Genomic DNA, 14,320 nt, shown 5'->3' with positions numbered 1-14,320 from the left:
ATTAATAATTAATATTCTTCTTTTGGCCAATCGTTGGACGCCTTCACTCCGCCGGACCCAAAGCCTTCTATTCGTTCCATAAGGCCTAATCCGTCTTTCTCTTCTGTAAGACTAAAATACCACAGCGCACTCACAATTGCAGGTAAGATATAAAATAGCTGTGCTAAACCCGTTAAAATAGACCCAAAGATACTACCAGCGAGAACCAAGGTGGGAGAATCTTCAACAAATACGGCGCCGATACTTAGAAATGCTGATGGAAGACTCAGTATTCCCATGCTAAAATAGGCAATGATAGATGCTAGAAATATCAATGCGAAGGTTTTCCACCAGTGGTCTTTTATCAATTGTATGCTGCGCGATAATGCTTCAAATAAGCCTTTGTCTTCCATAATCATAATGGGCAAGGTTAAGCTAATAATGGGAATCAGGTAAAAACCGGGAACTAAACAAAAGAGGAAACCAATAAAGATGAATATACTTAAAAGAATGGTCGCTATGAAAAAGGATATAATATGGCTTTTAAATAAGTCCCAAACGGCTTGCATGGATGGAATTGTATGGTGGTGTTCTTTATAGAGTTTCATATAGCAATAGGTAACTAGATAAATTACGCTAACAGATAAGATACTGAATAAAAGTAACAGAAAGTAGGCTAAACCAAATGTGTATCCCGTCATATTTTCGGCTAATACGGTTGAGGTTGATGCTTTTGCCAAGCCAACCAATCGGATAGTTTTCATTTGTTGTGCAACGCTACTGGCTATTGTGGCGATAATAAAAAAGCCACTTATATATAAAAGGGGTTTAAAAAGATTTTTGAAATGTTGTTTGATAAAGCTGAAGCTATCATTCATCGTCTCACTGAAATCTCTTACCTTTCTTAATTCAATCGGTTCTTCAGAGGAATAATTCATAACTAAATAAGTTTGGAAAGCTTACGGGGATAAATCACCACGTACCATACGATAAAAAGAAAAGATGCTATCAATATAGCGCTGCTTAACCAGAAGGGCATAGCTGTATGTCTTGTTACAAAAGACTCCAATAAAGCAGCGATAATGAATATGGGGATCAATCCGACAATGATTTTTAGACCATCCTTCGCTCCCCGTTTAAGCGAAGTGAGTCTACTGTAAGTTTTGGGAAACAGCAGACTGTTTCCCAATATCAAGCCCGCGGCTCCTGCCAACACAATCGCCGATATTTCCAATGTGCCGTGTATCCAGATAACTAATACCGATTCAAAACCTAAACCTTTTGTAAAAAAATAATATTGAAAAGATCCCAACATAATGCCATTATACATAAGCAGTACGACCGTGCCAACAGCGCATAAAATACCCAAGAGGAATGCCATACACGACACTCGAATATTGTTCAGCGCAATCATCAAAAACATAAGCAACGGATTCGATTGTTTATATACGCCAAAAGGATCTCCTTTTTCTATATTAGTATTTGTCATATTTACATAGTCGTCACCTAAAACAAGCCGAACAAATGTTTCATCATTCGCGGCAGAGAATGCACCGATAAAGGTGAATAATAAGAAAAATACAGCAGAATAGGCCAACTGATTTCGATACTGAAAAAAGATAATCGGAAGCTCCGTTTTCCAAAAGCTCAGAAAACGACTTGCCTTTTCTTTTTTATTAATATAGAGCGACTGGTGTAGACGAGCTGCCAAGCCATTAAGATAGGCGGTGGTTTTCGATTTTGGGTAAAAGGTTTTGGCATAGGCGAGATCGTCCGTGATTTCGATAAAACGCGCTGCTAACTCATCCGGATGGGTTGTCTTTATTTTTTCATAACTTTCCCATTTTGCATTATTTTGTTTGACGAACAGTGCTTCCCGCATATGGTATTAATAATTTGAGTATAAGTCCTGAATCGAAATAAAGATAATAAAAATCAAACGCTTCCATATCCATGGATTTCACTAAATTCGTTTTGATGAATCATGTAAAGGTAATTACTTCGCAAAATATATCGATCGATTATGATGTCGCCGGCGTGGGCGAGCGGATCGCTGCACGTATAATCGATCTGCTCCTCTTTTTTCTTATTTATCTCTTATTTATATTGATCGTTTCAGGCTTAGGACTGGCTTTTGATAATACCGGTAATCTGATACTTTTGGCTTTATATGGTTCGCTGTTTGTGTTTTATGATTTGCTGTGTGAAATTTTTTTTAATGGGCAGAGTGTTGGCAAGCGCATACTGAAAATTAAAGTTGTCAGCCTAGACGGTTATCAACCTAGTGTAGGTCAATACTTTTTGAGGTGGTTATTCCGGTTTGTAGATTTTACACTAACAATGCAAGTAGGGGCATTGATCTGCGTGGCACTATCCGAAAACAAGCAACGAATAGGCGATATTGTGGCGGGCACAACTTTAATTAAAACCGTTCCCCGAACGCAGTTAGAAGCAATTGCCTTTCATCCTCCAACCGAAGAACTATATAAGCCCTTGTTTCCGGAGGTGACAAGTCTTAACGATCAGGACATAACACTCATTCATGATGTGTTGGCCAATTTCAGTAAGTCAGGCAATAATATGCTCGTATATAAAATGGCTATGAAAGCAAAAGATGTGTTACAAGTGAACATTCCTAACGAGATGAATGAATGGGAGTTTTTGAAACAAATTGTTCGCGACTATTCGTATCTGACATCAAATACGAAATAAAAGGCTCCATTAGCTGCGCTTAAAACATCTTGTTAAGATAGGACGTGATGATTAGAAAGCCCACTAAGCAAGATAATACGGTAGCAAGTTTTTCATTTTTCTTAAAATAACGGTTTTTTAGCAGGAAAAATAAACCTAATAATAAAAGTGGAATGGTTGGTGGATATTGTACTATACTGGCTTGCCATCGCCCCTGAAGTAATAACAATAATGCTCTTTGAAAACCGCAGCCGGGGCAATCTATGCCGGTTAACCATTTAAAAGGGCAAGGTAGAAGATGATGTTGTAGCCAGTCTATTCCGGACCAGCTACTGAAAATCAAAAACAGCAAATAGTTCATACCATATTAAGCTGTTGGGTCTCTAGGTGCATTCGGATCATCAAATGGATTCTTATAATTCTTAAACTGATCAAACGAGTTGCCACCTCTCGCTTCAGCAGCTGATGGTCCCAAATAGCGATCGCTCCCGAAGCCAATCATGGGAAAAATGATAAAAGAGAAGAAAAACGCCAGTACCGTGTATATTGAATCTTTTCCGAAGCTCTTCATCAACAGATTCAGCACCCAAATGATTACTACAAAGTTTACACAGGGAATCAGAAAGAAAAATATCCACCAAATAGGTTTTCCAACAATCTCAAGAATAACAATGAGATTGTAAACAGGAATTATTGCTGCCCAGCCTGGTTTGCCAGCCTTTTCGAACATTTTCCACAAACCGGCGATCGCTAAAATACTAAGAGCAAGCGAAACAAGTGTTGTGCCAATGCCCATGGCGGCAAATAAACCGGAGCTCATTGAATCGTTGTAATCGTAGTTGTTCATATGATTCTTATTTAAGTGAAAAACAGGGGTGTTGTTTTTATAAGACTTTTAACTTTTTTAGGTAAATAACTGCATTGAAAATTAGTTTATTATCAATTTTTTCGGCTTATAATAAACAAATATAAAATATGGAACTGATAAAACGTACAAAAATGTTTTCCGATGGTTAAAATTTTTAAAATGATGTCAATATCGGGTAAATGAGCCGATAAGGAAATCACAATTATTAGGCTTAACTTCGTATGCGTTATTTTATGAATAAAGAACAGATTTCCATTTTTGATATTTTCAAAATCGGTGTCGGGCCTTCTAGCTCGCATACCCTTGGGCCATGGCGTGCAGCACAACGATTTATCCAAAAGCTTGATCAAGAAAAGAGGCTTGCTGATACAGAAGCAGTTAAAATCTTACTCTACGGATCCTTGGCCAAGACAGGTAAGGGGCATGGAACCGATATAGCAATCCTTTTAGGGTTGAGTGGTGGTGACCCCGTGACTTTCGAGGTTAGTCGGATTCAACCAACAGTTGACCAGATTAAGGGTGATTGCCAATTGTGGCTTGCGGGGCAGTATGTAATTCCCTTTAATTATGGAGGGGACTTGCTTTTCCTGATGACGGAAAGTTTGCCCTATCACCCAAATGCGGTTACCTTTCAAGCTTTTTTCAGAGATGGAACGGCGTTATCTGAAACTTACTTCTCTATTGGTGGAGGTTTTGTAGTCCAGGAAAATCAACGGGCAGGTGATACAGAAGAGGTGGATTTACCCTTCCCCGTTCAAAATGCGAAGGATTTATTGATGTGGTGTATGCGTACCGGCCTTAAAGTTTCAGAGGTGGTGCTCGAAAATGAGCATGCGTGGCGAAGTGAAGAAGAAACTAATAAGGGGATCTTAAAGATTTTTCATACGATTCGTGATTGTATTTATCGAGGCTGTCACACTACGGGTACCTTGCCGGGAGGCTTAAATGTGGAAAGAAGAGCCGCTAAATTAAATAAAAAATTGTTGAACGGCCGTCATTATGCCGATTTCGAAACCTGGATGTACGCTATCCGTGAAGGAGGGAGTGGTTTCCAATATACGTTAGATTGGGTAAGTTGTTTTGCCTTGGCCGTGAACGAGGAGAATGCTTCATTCGGACGGGTCGTTACCGCTCCGACAAACGGTGCTGCCGGTGTAATCCCAGCCGTCCTTCAATACTTTTTAATATTCTGCAATGGCTACAATGAAGAAAAAATCATTCAATTTATAGCGACGGCATCGGAGATAGGAAGTATCTTCAAGAAAGGATCGACGATATCGGCTGCAATGGGTGGATGCCAGGCTGAGATTGGTGTGTCTTCGGCGATGGCAGCGGCGGCATTAACCGAGTGTTTGGGCGGATCCCAGCGCCAAGTACTGATGGCAGCTGAAATTGCCATGGAACATCACCTTGGACTAACATGCGATCCCATCGGCGGATTAGTACAGGTACCCTGTATCGAAAGAAATACCATGGGAGCTATTAAGGCCATTACAGCATCGCAACTCGCTTTACAATCCAATCCCGAAAAGGCAAAAGTAAGTTTAGATGCCGTAGTGCACACCATGTGGGAAACAGCCTTGGATATGAATGTTAAGTATAAAGAAACTTCTGATGGTGGTTTAGCAACCAACATTCCGTTGAGTTTGCCCGAATGTTAACGGGTTGTCCGTCGCTAATCGTTCGGGATTAAGTTGAATTTCATTCGCGTTTCCTTTACCATTAATAGGGTGTTAACAAAGGGTTAGTAAGGGGTTTATAAAGGGTTAATAAGGGTATCACCCTTATTAACCCTTTATAAATTCTTCTTTAAAACTTTATAAATTCTTTTTTTATGATATATTTGAGTGGAAGCAGCAGTAAACCAGCTTCGACTAGCAGATATATAAACCAAAGGCTTTTAACATGGCAATTGCAAAGAATGGTCTTCATGGCCCTATTAATGGAAGGACGGGGGATTTAACGACGTATGAATTAAATGGTCAACTGATTGTTCGTACGATTGGGCGCCGTACCAAACCTTTCTCTCCCAAGGAATTATTGAATCAGGCTAAAATGAAAGCTGTATCTAAATTTTTGACACCGATAAAGCCTTTTGTCCTATTCGGTTTTAGGAATGCAGTTCCGCCTGGGAGTAGGGTGGGACCTTTTCAGATGGTACAGTCATACACCCGTAAATACGCCGTAGAGATCGACGAAAATGGTGAACCCTATATCAACCCGGAAAAGGTTTTGATAAGTAAAGGCCCAATAATTCCGCCGCATAACTGCTCCGTTGAACGAAATGGGACTCGTATTACGTTGTCATGGGAATCATTAGGTGGATGGAAAGGGGATCGTTTAGTGGTTTTGCTATATGATGGCGACTTATTTCGTCATTTTAGAGAAATCGGCGCAGAAAGGGTCGCACAGACGGACAGCTGGGAGAATAGCACCTTAGCCTTTGCTGAGAAGCCAATACATGTATATGCCTCCTTCCGGGATACCTATCATGATACGCTTTCCGATAGTGTGTACTGTGGAGTGATTTAGAACGCAGTCAATGCAGCGCTTATTAAATTCATTTTGAACAAATCAGCAAAATGTTTTTTTAAGTGTTCTTTTACTTCTTCCATGTCTACTTCCCGTCCTAGTTCACCTTGTAAAGAAGCTACGGCTTTATCGTCTATACCACAGGGCACAATATGGTTGAAATAATTTAGGTCCGTGTTGACGTTAAATGCAAAACCATGCATGGTAACCCACCTACTGGCTCGAACACCGATAGCGCAAATTTTCCGGGCTTTTTCATTGTCCGGATCCAACCATACGCCGGTATAACCCGGGTACCTGCCAGCCTCAATCTCATAATCGGCTAATGTACGAATCACGGCCTCTTCAATCGTACGCATGTATAGATGGATGTCAGTAAAAAAATTATCAAGATCCAATATAGGATAACCAACTAGTTGGCCAGGGCCATGATAAGTAATATCTCCTCCACGGTTTATCTTGTAATAGGTTGCTTGCTTATCGTGTAGCCCCTGTTCATCTAATAATAAGTTTTCGGGCTTACCGCTCTTACCCAGTGTATAAACATGCGGATGTTCTACGAAAATTAAATAGTTGTCTGTAGGATGATTGGTGCCATTAACCCGGTTGCCCGTTTTCTGTTGAACTACCTGCGCGAAAATAAGTTCTTGCCGATCCCACGCTTCTTGATAGTCAACCCTGCCCCAGTCTTGGAAATAAACGTTTTTATTCATGTGTAATCCTAATAAGGAATGCAAAGTTACGGAAATAGGAAGAAAAGCACCTATCCCATCACATATCCTAACATAAACTCCCGAAAACGCTCGTAGTAAACGGTATAGATCGCATGTTGATGCGGGCCTTGAAGATGGGCAACAATACTGCTCCCCTGTTCTTGATACGTAAAGGGTTCGATATAAATATTGTCTTTAAAAGAAACTCCTTTTTTTCCTTGTAACTTATAGACCGCTTCTTTAGCTGTCCAGCAAGTTAAAAGCTGTTCTACATAGCGGTGTTCAGGCTGAAGCTGTGCCAGCTCTTCGGGTTTCATGAATTTACTGGCAATGACTTCTATTTTAGGTTTGACCAACTCCATGTCGATTCCTACCTCGTATCGTGTACTAAGCATGCAAGCAGCATAATCAAAGGAATGACTGAGTGATATTTTATGCGGAAAATTAACTAAATAAGGTTTGCCATTCTCGTCAGAAGGGCAATCAATATAACCCGGGGTATCTAACATGGTGCGGAGCAAAACACGTGTTCCCAACCAATTTAATGTCCTTTTACCCTTGTTAAGTCGCTCCAAAAAAGCCTTTTCACTTCTGTTTAGCTGTAATTTAGCCAATAGCTCTTCAGCTGTTTCTTCAATTTTCCAAATGGCAAAACGTGTGTGCGGATTAACTTCCTTAAGATATACTAAACCCATGAATAAAAGTAGTAAATTTTTATCAATAGCCATCAGCTTTCAGCGATCGGCTTTCGGCTGTTTGGTTAGTTGTTTGTTATTAGTTATTGGTTATTAGTTATTGGTTAGCGAGCGCACATTCATTGGCTATGAAAAGCTGTAGGCGTTAAGCAATAAGCAGATGGCATTAGGCCGTAAGCTTTAAAGTACCTCCCTATCGGAAGACAGCCCAAACCATTATCACATCGGCTAATTATCGCATCGGCTCATCATCACATTGGCTAATTGGCTCATCGGCTAATTATTTCAGCTATCAGCTTCGGACGCGCTGGCCGTTCTAATCATGTCGGCTATCATCACATTGGTTCATCAACTACTTAACTACTTAACGATTCAACTACTTAACTATTTCCCTACTCAACAACTCAACTCATTCACAAATTGATTAATTATTCCTTATGTTTGTATCCTGCACTAAAAACACTATGATACTTTCAGACAAAAGGATTTTAGAGGAAATCGATAAAGGCTCTATTATTATTGAACCATTTAAGCGTGAATGTTTGGGGACGAACTCATATGACGTTCATTTAGGGAAATACTTGGCTACTTATAAAGATCGGGTATTAGATGCTAAGGTTCATAATGAAATTGTTCACTTTGAAATTCCGAAAGCTGGTTATGTGCTTGAACCAAACACCTTGTATTTGGGAGTGACATTAGAATATACAGAAACCCATAACCATGTACCTTTCCTGGAAGGTAAAAGCAGCACAGGACGTTTAGGTATTGATATTCATGCCACTGCCGGAAAGGGAGATGTCGGATTTTGTAATACCTGGACACTTGAAATATCCGTGGCTCAACCGGTACGTGTATATGCTGGCATGCCCATTGGGCAGTTGATTTATTTTACAGTAGAGGGAGATATCCACACCATGTACAACACAAAAGGGAATGCGAAATACAATAGAAAGACAACGCGACCCGTTGAATCCATGATGTGGAAAAATGAATTTTAGTTTCCACCAAATTCCATCAGATAAGATTTTAGAAATTCATCCAATTCACCGTCTAATACCGCTTGGGTATTGGATGTTTCGTGACCTGTCCTTAAATCTTTTACCAGCTTATAAGGATGTAAAACATAATTACGTATTTGCGAACCCCATTCTATTTTTTTCTTGCTGCCTTCAATAGCCGCTGTCGTTTCCATACGCTTACGCATCTCAATTTCATAAAGCTGCGATTTTAAGAGACGCATAGCGTTATCCTTATTTTGGAGTTGTGAACGCGACTCCTGGTTCTTGATAACAATTCCTGAGGGCTTGTGGTGCAGCCTAACGGCTGTTTCTACCTTATTGACGTTCTGTCCACCAGCGCCTCCTGAACGGAACGTGTCCCATTCAATATCCGAATCTTTTACCTCAATCTCAATTGTATCGTCCACCAGTGGATAGACGTATACGGAGGCGAACGAAGTATGCCGTTTCGCATTGGAGTCGAACGGAGAAATTCGCACTAAGCGATGCACGCCGTTTTCTCCCTTTAAATATCCATAAGCGAAATTGCCGTCAAATTGAAGTGTCACTGATTTTACACCTGCAACATCGCCTTCGAGGAAGTCTTGCTCCGTTACCTTATAGCCATTCTTTTCTCCCCACATAATATACATACGCATCAACATAGCCGCCCAATCACAACTCTCAGTGCCTCCAGCGCCGGCAGTAATTTGTAAAATAGCCGTTAACTGATCTTCTTCGGCACTAAGCATATTTTTAAATTCGAGCTCTTCAACCCGTTTCAGCGCTTCTTGAAAAAGTTCATCGGCTTCCTCCTCACTGGCGTCGCCACTCTGATAAAAGTCGAACATGACAGAAGCATCGTCAATGGCTTGCAGTAGCTCGTCAAAGCTATCTGTCCAAACTTTTTTGCTCTTGATCGACTGCAATACTTTTTCCGCTTCTTTTGGATGATCCCAAAAGTCTGGTTTTAGGGTTATTTCTTGCTCTTGGTTTATTTCTTTTTGTTTTGCATCAATGTCAAAGATGCCTCCTCAGGGAAGCTGCTCTATCCCTTAATTCTTGAATGTTTTCTTTCGTCATAGAACAAAGGTAGGATTTTAAGTTATAAGTTTTAAGTAATAAGCTTTAGGCTGTAGGCATTGGGCAATAAGCTTTAAAGTACTTCCCTATCGGAAGGCAGGCAAGTCCCAAAACATTATCACATTGGCTAATCATCACATTGGCTCATCGGCTAATTATTTCAGCTATCAGCAGTCGGCCTTCAGTCGCACGAATCCTTCTCACTATTCCCTACTTAACTACTCAACTACTCAACTACTTAACTACTCAACTACTTAACCATTTCCCTACTCAACAATTTAACAATACAACTGCTCAACTAAACGGCTATTTTACAGTAATTTCCTAAGTGCTTCGGCTTTCGAATGAATGGGGGCTTCTTGAGGGATTTTATCCAGCCAATTACGAGCACTTTCTTTATAATCGTCCTCTTCTTCTAGATAGGATAAGGCGATATAGTAAGCCGCGTCATACATTTGCGGTGCGTTTTCGGTGTAAATCTTCAGTAAATCTCGACGGGCAGATCCGAGGTATTTTAAATTTAAGAAAGTAAGGCCTCTATAATACCGAATATACAAATCATTGGGTTGTTCCGTTAATGCCCCGTTTAAAAGAGGCAAGGCTTCTTCGTATTTGCCTGCATTAAAAAGCTCGATAATATCGGCATATTTATTACCAACAGGTAAGCCCTCTGCGTTAACGGTGCCCATTTGAACAGATGATGCATCAATCTCTCGATATATTTTCCACGGTGACCATAAAAGGATTGTTACGAAAATGACGCCAATAGCTGTTAATGCCATCCATTTAAGTCTGTTCATATCTTGGTATCGTTTGTTTTTGGCCTTGCCGAAGGATAGTTCTTCAATAGGGGTATGATAAAGACATTCCGAGATGCTTTGATTTACGTACATGTAAAAATGAAGTTCCTGAGCCAAGTCTTCGTTTTCGTCAAGCTCGGCCTCGAAATGATGACGCTCCTTATCTGTCATACTTCCAGATAGATAACGCTCAATATTGTCATAATTTACATCAGTCATCTCGATACGTTTTTAAGATGGTTGATACCTTAATCCGCTTTAATGAATTAATATTTTTTGGCTAAAAGCTGCCTATGTTAATCCTTTATAAATTAACTGACTAATATAGGATTTGTTTGGATAAAGATATCGAAAATTTTTACATATTGTATAACAAAATGTGTTAAAAGTCAGGAAACTTTTTTGAAAATAGCGGCTACGCTGTTTAGGAATTTAGCTTTAAAAAAAGAGGTTTCCTTAATCAACTTTTTTCATCACTTGTTCGTTTTCAATAGCATTCAAGCTACTTCGTGGTTTGCGGAAGAAAGTGACTAAAGAAGATGGTCTTCTAATATTCCGTATGTAAAAGTGAAATCTTGATGTTAAAATCGGAGATTTTAAGTAGCTATTCTGTCTTAGGAAAGTAAATCTAGGCTGCGCCATCAAATGCTTTTCGCTTTTCTGCGACTAAAATTGTAGTTTCGTGAAAATTTTGATTTGCTTATGTTACCAACTGTAAATTTTACCGAAACCGATGCTTACAACTACTTGAGCAACCATTATATCAACATCGCGCCGAAACATTTACGTGATCTGTTCGCCTACGATCCGGATAGATTCGAAAAGTTCTCATTACTATTTGAAGACATTTTATTTGATTATTCAAAAAATAGGATAGATGAACAGACCGTTGCTCTTTTAGTGCAGCTTGCTCGCGAATGCCACCTGGAAGAGGCCATTGACGCCATGTTCAAAGGACTGCCGATTAATAAAACAGAAAACAGAGCGGTATTACATACGGCATTGCGAAATATAAGCAACACACCCGTACTTGTTGATGGCCAAGATGTGATGCCTTCAGTCAATGAAGTACTGGCACATATGAAAGAATTTAGTGAAGCAGTGATTGACGGTTCTTGGAAAGGATACAGTGGTAAAGCAATAACGGATATTGTTAATATAGGAATCGGCGGTTCAGACTTAGGTCCGGTTATGGTAACGGAAGCATTGAAACCATATAAAAATCATTTAACCTTACATTTTGTATCAAATGTTGATGGAACGCATATCGCTGAGACGTTACGAAAGGTGAATGCAGAAACCACGCTCTTTTTGATTGCTTCCAAAACCTTTACCACGCAAGAAACGATGGCCAACGCTCACAGTGCGCGTGACTGGTTTTTAACCCAAGGAGGCGCCGAAAAGGATATCGCTAAGCATTTCGTCGCGTTGAGCACCAATGCTAAAGCGGTGCAAGACTTCGGTATAGATACGAAGAATATGTTTGAATTCTGGGACTGGGTTGGTGGTCGCTATTCTTTATGGAGCGCCATTGGCTTGTCGATCGTGTTGAGCATTGGTTTTGATAATTTCAAAGAACTTTTAGCGGGAGCCCACGCGGCTGATAATCACTTCAAAAATACTCCCTTAGAGGAAAATATTCCAGTTATTATGGGGGTGTTGGGTATTTGGTATAATAATTTCTTTGATTCGGAAACGCATGCGATTCTACCTTATGATCAATACCTACATCGTTTTGCGGCATACTTTCAGCAAGGCGATATGGAAAGTAATGGTAAGTATGTGGATAGAAATGGAGTGCCGGTTGAATATCAGACAGGGCCCGTTATCTGGGGCGAACCCGGAACAAATGGCCAACACGCCTTTTATCAATTGATTCACCAAGGCACGAAGATGATCCCTTGCGATTTTATTGCACCTGCTCAAACACACAATCCAATTGGGGAACACCATACGCTCCTGTTATCTAATTTCTTTGCCCAAACAGAAGCGTTAATGAATGGTAAAATGGAAGAGGAAGTGGAAGCTGAGTTGAAAAAAGCAGGGAAATCTGACGAGGAAGTAGCGGCTATTACGCCATTCAAAGTTTTTGAGGGAAACCGGCCAAGCAATTCTTTTCTTTTGAAAAAAATAACGCCCCGGAGTTTGGGAAGCTTGATTGCGTTTTATGAGCATAAAATATTTACACAAGGTATTATCTGGAATATTTTTAGTTTCGATCAATGGGGAGTTGAACTGGGTAAGCAGCTCGCTGGAAAGATATTGCCTGAGCTCAGAAACGAGGGAGACATTACCTCACATGATAGCTCCACCAACGGCTTAATCAACCAATATAAAGCTTGGCGCTAAAACAAACATTTTGGATGGCTTGGTGTTCCTTTAACATGAATAAAACGTCATCCAAAATGAATCGATATACTTATTGTCTTTTTTTTTCTTTTTTGGTTTTGATCAATGCCTGCAAAGGAAATGGGCAAAACCAAGAAGAGACGCCGGAAGCCCCAACGGATTCGGTAGGTGAGTACGGACTAAACATTACCTTAGCTGAGCCATTGGCAACGCCATCCAGTACTAAAAACTCAAAGGTAATCGGATGGCCAACAGGGAAAACACCGATTGTGGCCGCGGGCTACAAGGTTGTCAAATTTGCCGATGGTTTGCAAAATCCCCGTTGGATCTATGTCGCCCCGAATGGAGACATTTTCGTGGCCGAATCGCAGACACAAGGAGCAGGTGCGAATAGAATTACTATGTTCAAGGATACCAACGGAGATGGCGTAGCCGATAGCAAATCCCCTTTCTTGGAAGGGCTTAATAAACCCTTTGGCATGTTGATCATGGATAACAGTTTCTATGTCGCTAATACCGATGGTATTTTAAAGTATCCGTATAAGATAGGAGAAGCTAAAGTTAGTGGAAAGGGCGAGAAAATTTTGTCGTTGCCCGCAGGCGGATACAACAATCATTGGACTCGAAATTTATTGATGAAACCGGATAGCTCAAAAATATATATTAGCGTCGGGTCGGGAAGTAACGTTGGTGAACATGGGATGGAGAATGAAAGACGGAGAGCAAACATTTTGGAGATTAACCCCGATGGAAGTGGAGAACGCATTTTTGCAGCAGGACTTCGAAATCCGGTCGGCATGGCATGGGAGCCTCATACCGGTAAATTATGGACCGCAGTGAATGAGCGTGATGAGTTGGGAGACCAAATCGTTCCCGATTATATAACATCTGTGGAAGAAAATGGCTTCTATGGCTGGCCATATGCTTATTGGGGCAAAAACCCAGACCCTCGGTTGAAGGGAAAAAGAGAGGATTTGGTGGCTGAATCCATCGTTCCCGATTTTGCAGTGGGGTCACATACGGCTTCACTAGGCTTAGCTTTCGGAGCTTCAGGTAAGTTCGCAGGTGGCGCTTATGTAGGGCAACACGGATCTTGGAATCGCTCGCAATTGGTCGGATACAAAGTGCTCTTTATTCCTTTTGAAAATGGAACGCCTATAGGTGAATATAAAGATTTTTTGACGGGCTTTATAGCAAATGACGCGGAGGCTGAAGTATACGGCCGACCGGTAGGCATCGCATTTGCCAAACAAGGATATATGCTGGTCGCCGATGACGCAGGAAATACCATTTGGGCCGTGCTTCCACAATAGTTAAGTAGGGAAATGGTTAAGTAGTTGAGTAGGGAAATGGTTAAGTAGTTGAGTAGGGAAATAGTTAAGTAGTTGAGTAGTTAAGTTATTGAGTAGGGAATAGTGAGAAGGATTCGTGCGACTGAAGGCCGACTGCTGATAGCTGAAATAATTAGCCGATGAGCCAATTAGCCGATGTGATAATTAGCCGATGTGATAATGGTTTGGGACCTGCCTGCCTTCCGATAGGGAGGTACTTTAAAGCTTACTGCCTAATGCCATCTGCTTATTGCTTAACTACAGCCTAAGCCTTTCCT

The 14,320-nt window shown here is 40.7% G+C and carries 14 protein-coding genes; 6 read left to right on the top strand and 8 right to left on the bottom strand.

All coding sequences use genetic code 11. From position 1 onward, the window contains the following. Positions 1-8: 8 nt before the first annotated feature. Both ACH11B_RS03490 and ACH11B_RS03485 read right to left on the bottom strand, forming a co-directional pair. Positions 9-917, bottom strand: coding sequence for a glycerophosphoryl diester phosphodiesterase (locus ACH11B_RS03490; protein ID WP_013664014.1), 909 nt, complete (start codon positions 915-917; stop codon positions 9-11). 2 nt (positions 918-919) lie between these two features. After that, the gene (locus tag ACH11B_RS03485; protein WP_013664013.1) at positions 920-1,861 is read right to left on the bottom strand and encodes a stage II sporulation protein M; all 942 of its coding nucleotides are present in this window, start codon (positions 1,859-1,861) and stop codon (positions 920-922) included. A 95-nt stretch (positions 1,862-1,956) separates the two neighbouring features. Between ACH11B_RS03485 and ACH11B_RS03480 the strand changes: the two genes are divergently transcribed. Beyond that, positions 1,957-2,691, top strand: coding sequence for an RDD family protein (locus tag ACH11B_RS03480; RefSeq protein ID WP_130858131.1), 735 nt, complete (start codon positions 1,957-1,959; stop codon positions 2,689-2,691). A 19-nt stretch (positions 2,692-2,710) separates the two neighbouring features. On the opposite strand, the gene ACH11B_RS03475 is transcribed toward ACH11B_RS03480, so the two are convergent. After that, positions 2,711-3,031, bottom strand: a complete 321-nt coding sequence (locus ACH11B_RS03475) for a DUF2752 domain-containing protein (protein WP_013664011.1) — start codon at positions 3,029-3,031, stop codon at positions 2,711-2,713. Positions 3,032-3,037: 6 nt separating this feature from the next. Further along, positions 3,038-3,517 (bottom strand): DUF5684 domain-containing protein, encoded by a 480-nt coding sequence (locus tag ACH11B_RS03470; RefSeq protein WP_013664010.1) that lies wholly within the window; start codon positions 3,515-3,517, stop codon positions 3,038-3,040. A 254-nt stretch (positions 3,518-3,771) separates the two neighbouring features. On the opposite strand from ACH11B_RS03470, the gene ACH11B_RS03465 reads away from it, so the two are divergent. Both ACH11B_RS03465 and ACH11B_RS03460 read left to right on the top strand, forming a co-directional pair. Continuing rightward, on the top strand, positions 3,772-5,199 hold the full coding sequence (locus ACH11B_RS03465) for an L-serine ammonia-lyase (protein ID WP_377611664.1): 1,428 nt from the start codon (positions 3,772-3,774) through the stop codon (positions 5,197-5,199). A gap of 244 nt (positions 5,200-5,443) precedes the next feature. Beyond that, complete coding sequence (locus tag ACH11B_RS03460) at positions 5,444-6,070, top strand: hypothetical protein (RefSeq protein WP_013664008.1); 627 nt, start codon at positions 5,444-5,446, stop codon at positions 6,068-6,070. Here ACH11B_RS03460 and lipB read toward each other — a convergent pair. Next, on the bottom strand, positions 6,067-6,783 hold the full coding sequence (lipB, locus tag ACH11B_RS03455) for a lipoyl(octanoyl) transferase LipB (RefSeq protein WP_130858130.1): 717 nt from the start codon (positions 6,781-6,783) through the stop codon (positions 6,067-6,069). The two genes, ACH11B_RS03460 and lipB, sit on opposite strands and share 4 nt — an antisense overlap. A 50-nt stretch (positions 6,784-6,833) precedes the next feature. Then, positions 6,834-7,478 carry a 4'-phosphopantetheinyl transferase superfamily protein gene (locus tag ACH11B_RS03450; protein ID WP_242627386.1) on the bottom strand — a complete coding sequence of 215 codons (645 nt, stop codon included), beginning with the start codon at positions 7,476-7,478 and terminating at the stop codon, positions 6,834-6,836. 464 nt (positions 7,479-7,942) lie between these two features. Here ACH11B_RS03450 and dcd point away from each other — a divergent pair, with 464 nt between their 5' ends. Continuing rightward, the gene (gene dcd / locus ACH11B_RS03445) at positions 7,943-8,479 is read left to right on the top strand and encodes a dCTP deaminase (protein ID WP_013663986.1); all 537 of its coding nucleotides are present in this window, start codon (positions 7,943-7,945) and stop codon (positions 8,477-8,479) included. Here dcd and prfB read toward each other — a convergent pair. After that, positions 8,476-9,562 (bottom strand): peptide chain release factor 2 gene (gene prfB / locus ACH11B_RS03440; RefSeq protein ID WP_377611662.1). Its coding sequence is split into 2 segments (ribosomal slippage): positions 8,476-9,501 and positions 9,503-9,562, totalling 1,086 coding nucleotides; the frame shifts between segments, so codons are not numbered across the junction. The two genes, dcd and prfB, sit on opposite strands and share 4 nt — an antisense overlap. 311 nt (positions 9,563-9,873) lie before the next feature. Then, on the bottom strand, positions 9,874-10,581 hold the full coding sequence (locus ACH11B_RS03435) for a tol-pal system YbgF family protein (protein WP_013663984.1): 708 nt from the start codon (positions 10,579-10,581) through the stop codon (positions 9,874-9,876). Between the two features lie 483 nt (positions 10,582-11,064). Here ACH11B_RS03435 and pgi point away from each other — a divergent pair, with 483 nt between their 5' ends. Next, positions 11,065-12,711 carry a glucose-6-phosphate isomerase gene (pgi, locus tag ACH11B_RS03430; protein ID WP_130858128.1) on the top strand — a complete coding sequence of 549 codons (1,647 nt, stop codon included), beginning with the start codon at positions 11,065-11,067 and terminating at the stop codon, positions 12,709-12,711. A 56-nt stretch (positions 12,712-12,767) separates the two neighbouring features. After that, the gene (locus tag ACH11B_RS03425; protein WP_130858127.1) at positions 12,768-14,024 is read left to right on the top strand and encodes a sorbosone dehydrogenase family protein; all 1,257 of its coding nucleotides are present in this window, start codon (positions 12,768-12,770) and stop codon (positions 14,022-14,024) included. The last annotated feature ends 296 nt before the right edge of the window (positions 14,025-14,320 follow it).

This window comes from Olivibacter sp. EAT-5 (assembly GCF_044784325.1).
Classification (GTDB): Bacteria; Bacteroidota; Bacteroidia; order Sphingobacteriales; family Sphingobacteriaceae; genus Olivibacter; species Olivibacter oleidegradans.
This window is presented reverse-complemented; position numbering and strand designations above follow the sequence as displayed.

What these genes read in the sequence shown, in the direction of transcription:
- ACH11B_RS03485 (WP_013664013.1), bottom strand. Translation starts at nt 1,861, where the DNA reads ATGCGGGAAGCACTGTTCGTCAAACAAAATAATGCAAAATGGGAAAGT.
- ACH11B_RS03435 (WP_013663984.1), bottom strand. Translation starts at nt 10,581, where the DNA reads ATGACTGATGTAAATTATGACAATATTGAGCGTTATCTATCTGGAAGT.
- ACH11B_RS03480 (WP_130858131.1), top strand. Translation starts at nt 1,957, where the DNA reads ATGAATCATGTAAAGGTAATTACTTCGCAAAATATATCGATCGATTAT.
- ACH11B_RS03425 (WP_130858127.1), top strand. Translation starts at nt 12,768, where the DNA reads ATGAATCGATATACTTATTGTCTTTTTTTTTCTTTTTTGGTTTTGATC.
- ACH11B_RS03470 (WP_013664010.1), bottom strand. Translation starts at nt 3,517, where the DNA reads ATGAACAACTACGATTACAACGATTCAATGAGCTCCGGTTTATTTGCC.
- lipB (WP_130858130.1), bottom strand. Translation starts at nt 6,783, where the DNA reads ATGAATAAAAACGTTTATTTCCAAGACTGGGGCAGGGTTGACTATCAA.
- ACH11B_RS03475 (WP_013664011.1), bottom strand. Translation starts at nt 3,031, where the DNA reads ATGAACTATTTGCTGTTTTTGATTTTCAGTAGCTGGTCCGGAATAGAC.
- ACH11B_RS03460 (WP_013664008.1), top strand. Translation starts at nt 5,444, where the DNA reads ATGGCAATTGCAAAGAATGGTCTTCATGGCCCTATTAATGGAAGGACG.
- pgi (WP_130858128.1), top strand. Translation starts at nt 11,065, where the DNA reads ATGTTACCAACTGTAAATTTTACCGAAACCGATGCTTACAACTACTTG.
- ACH11B_RS03465 (WP_377611664.1), top strand. Translation starts at nt 3,772, where the DNA reads ATGAATAAAGAACAGATTTCCATTTTTGATATTTTCAAAATCGGTGTC.
- ACH11B_RS03490 (WP_013664014.1), bottom strand. Translation starts at nt 917, where the DNA reads ATGAATTATTCCTCTGAAGAACCGATTGAATTAAGAAAGGTAAGAGAT.
- dcd (WP_013663986.1), top strand. Translation starts at nt 7,943, where the DNA reads ATGATACTTTCAGACAAAAGGATTTTAGAGGAAATCGATAAAGGCTCT.
- ACH11B_RS03450 (WP_242627386.1), bottom strand. Translation starts at nt 7,478, where the DNA reads ATGGGTTTAGTATATCTTAAGGAAGTTAATCCGCACACACGTTTTGCC.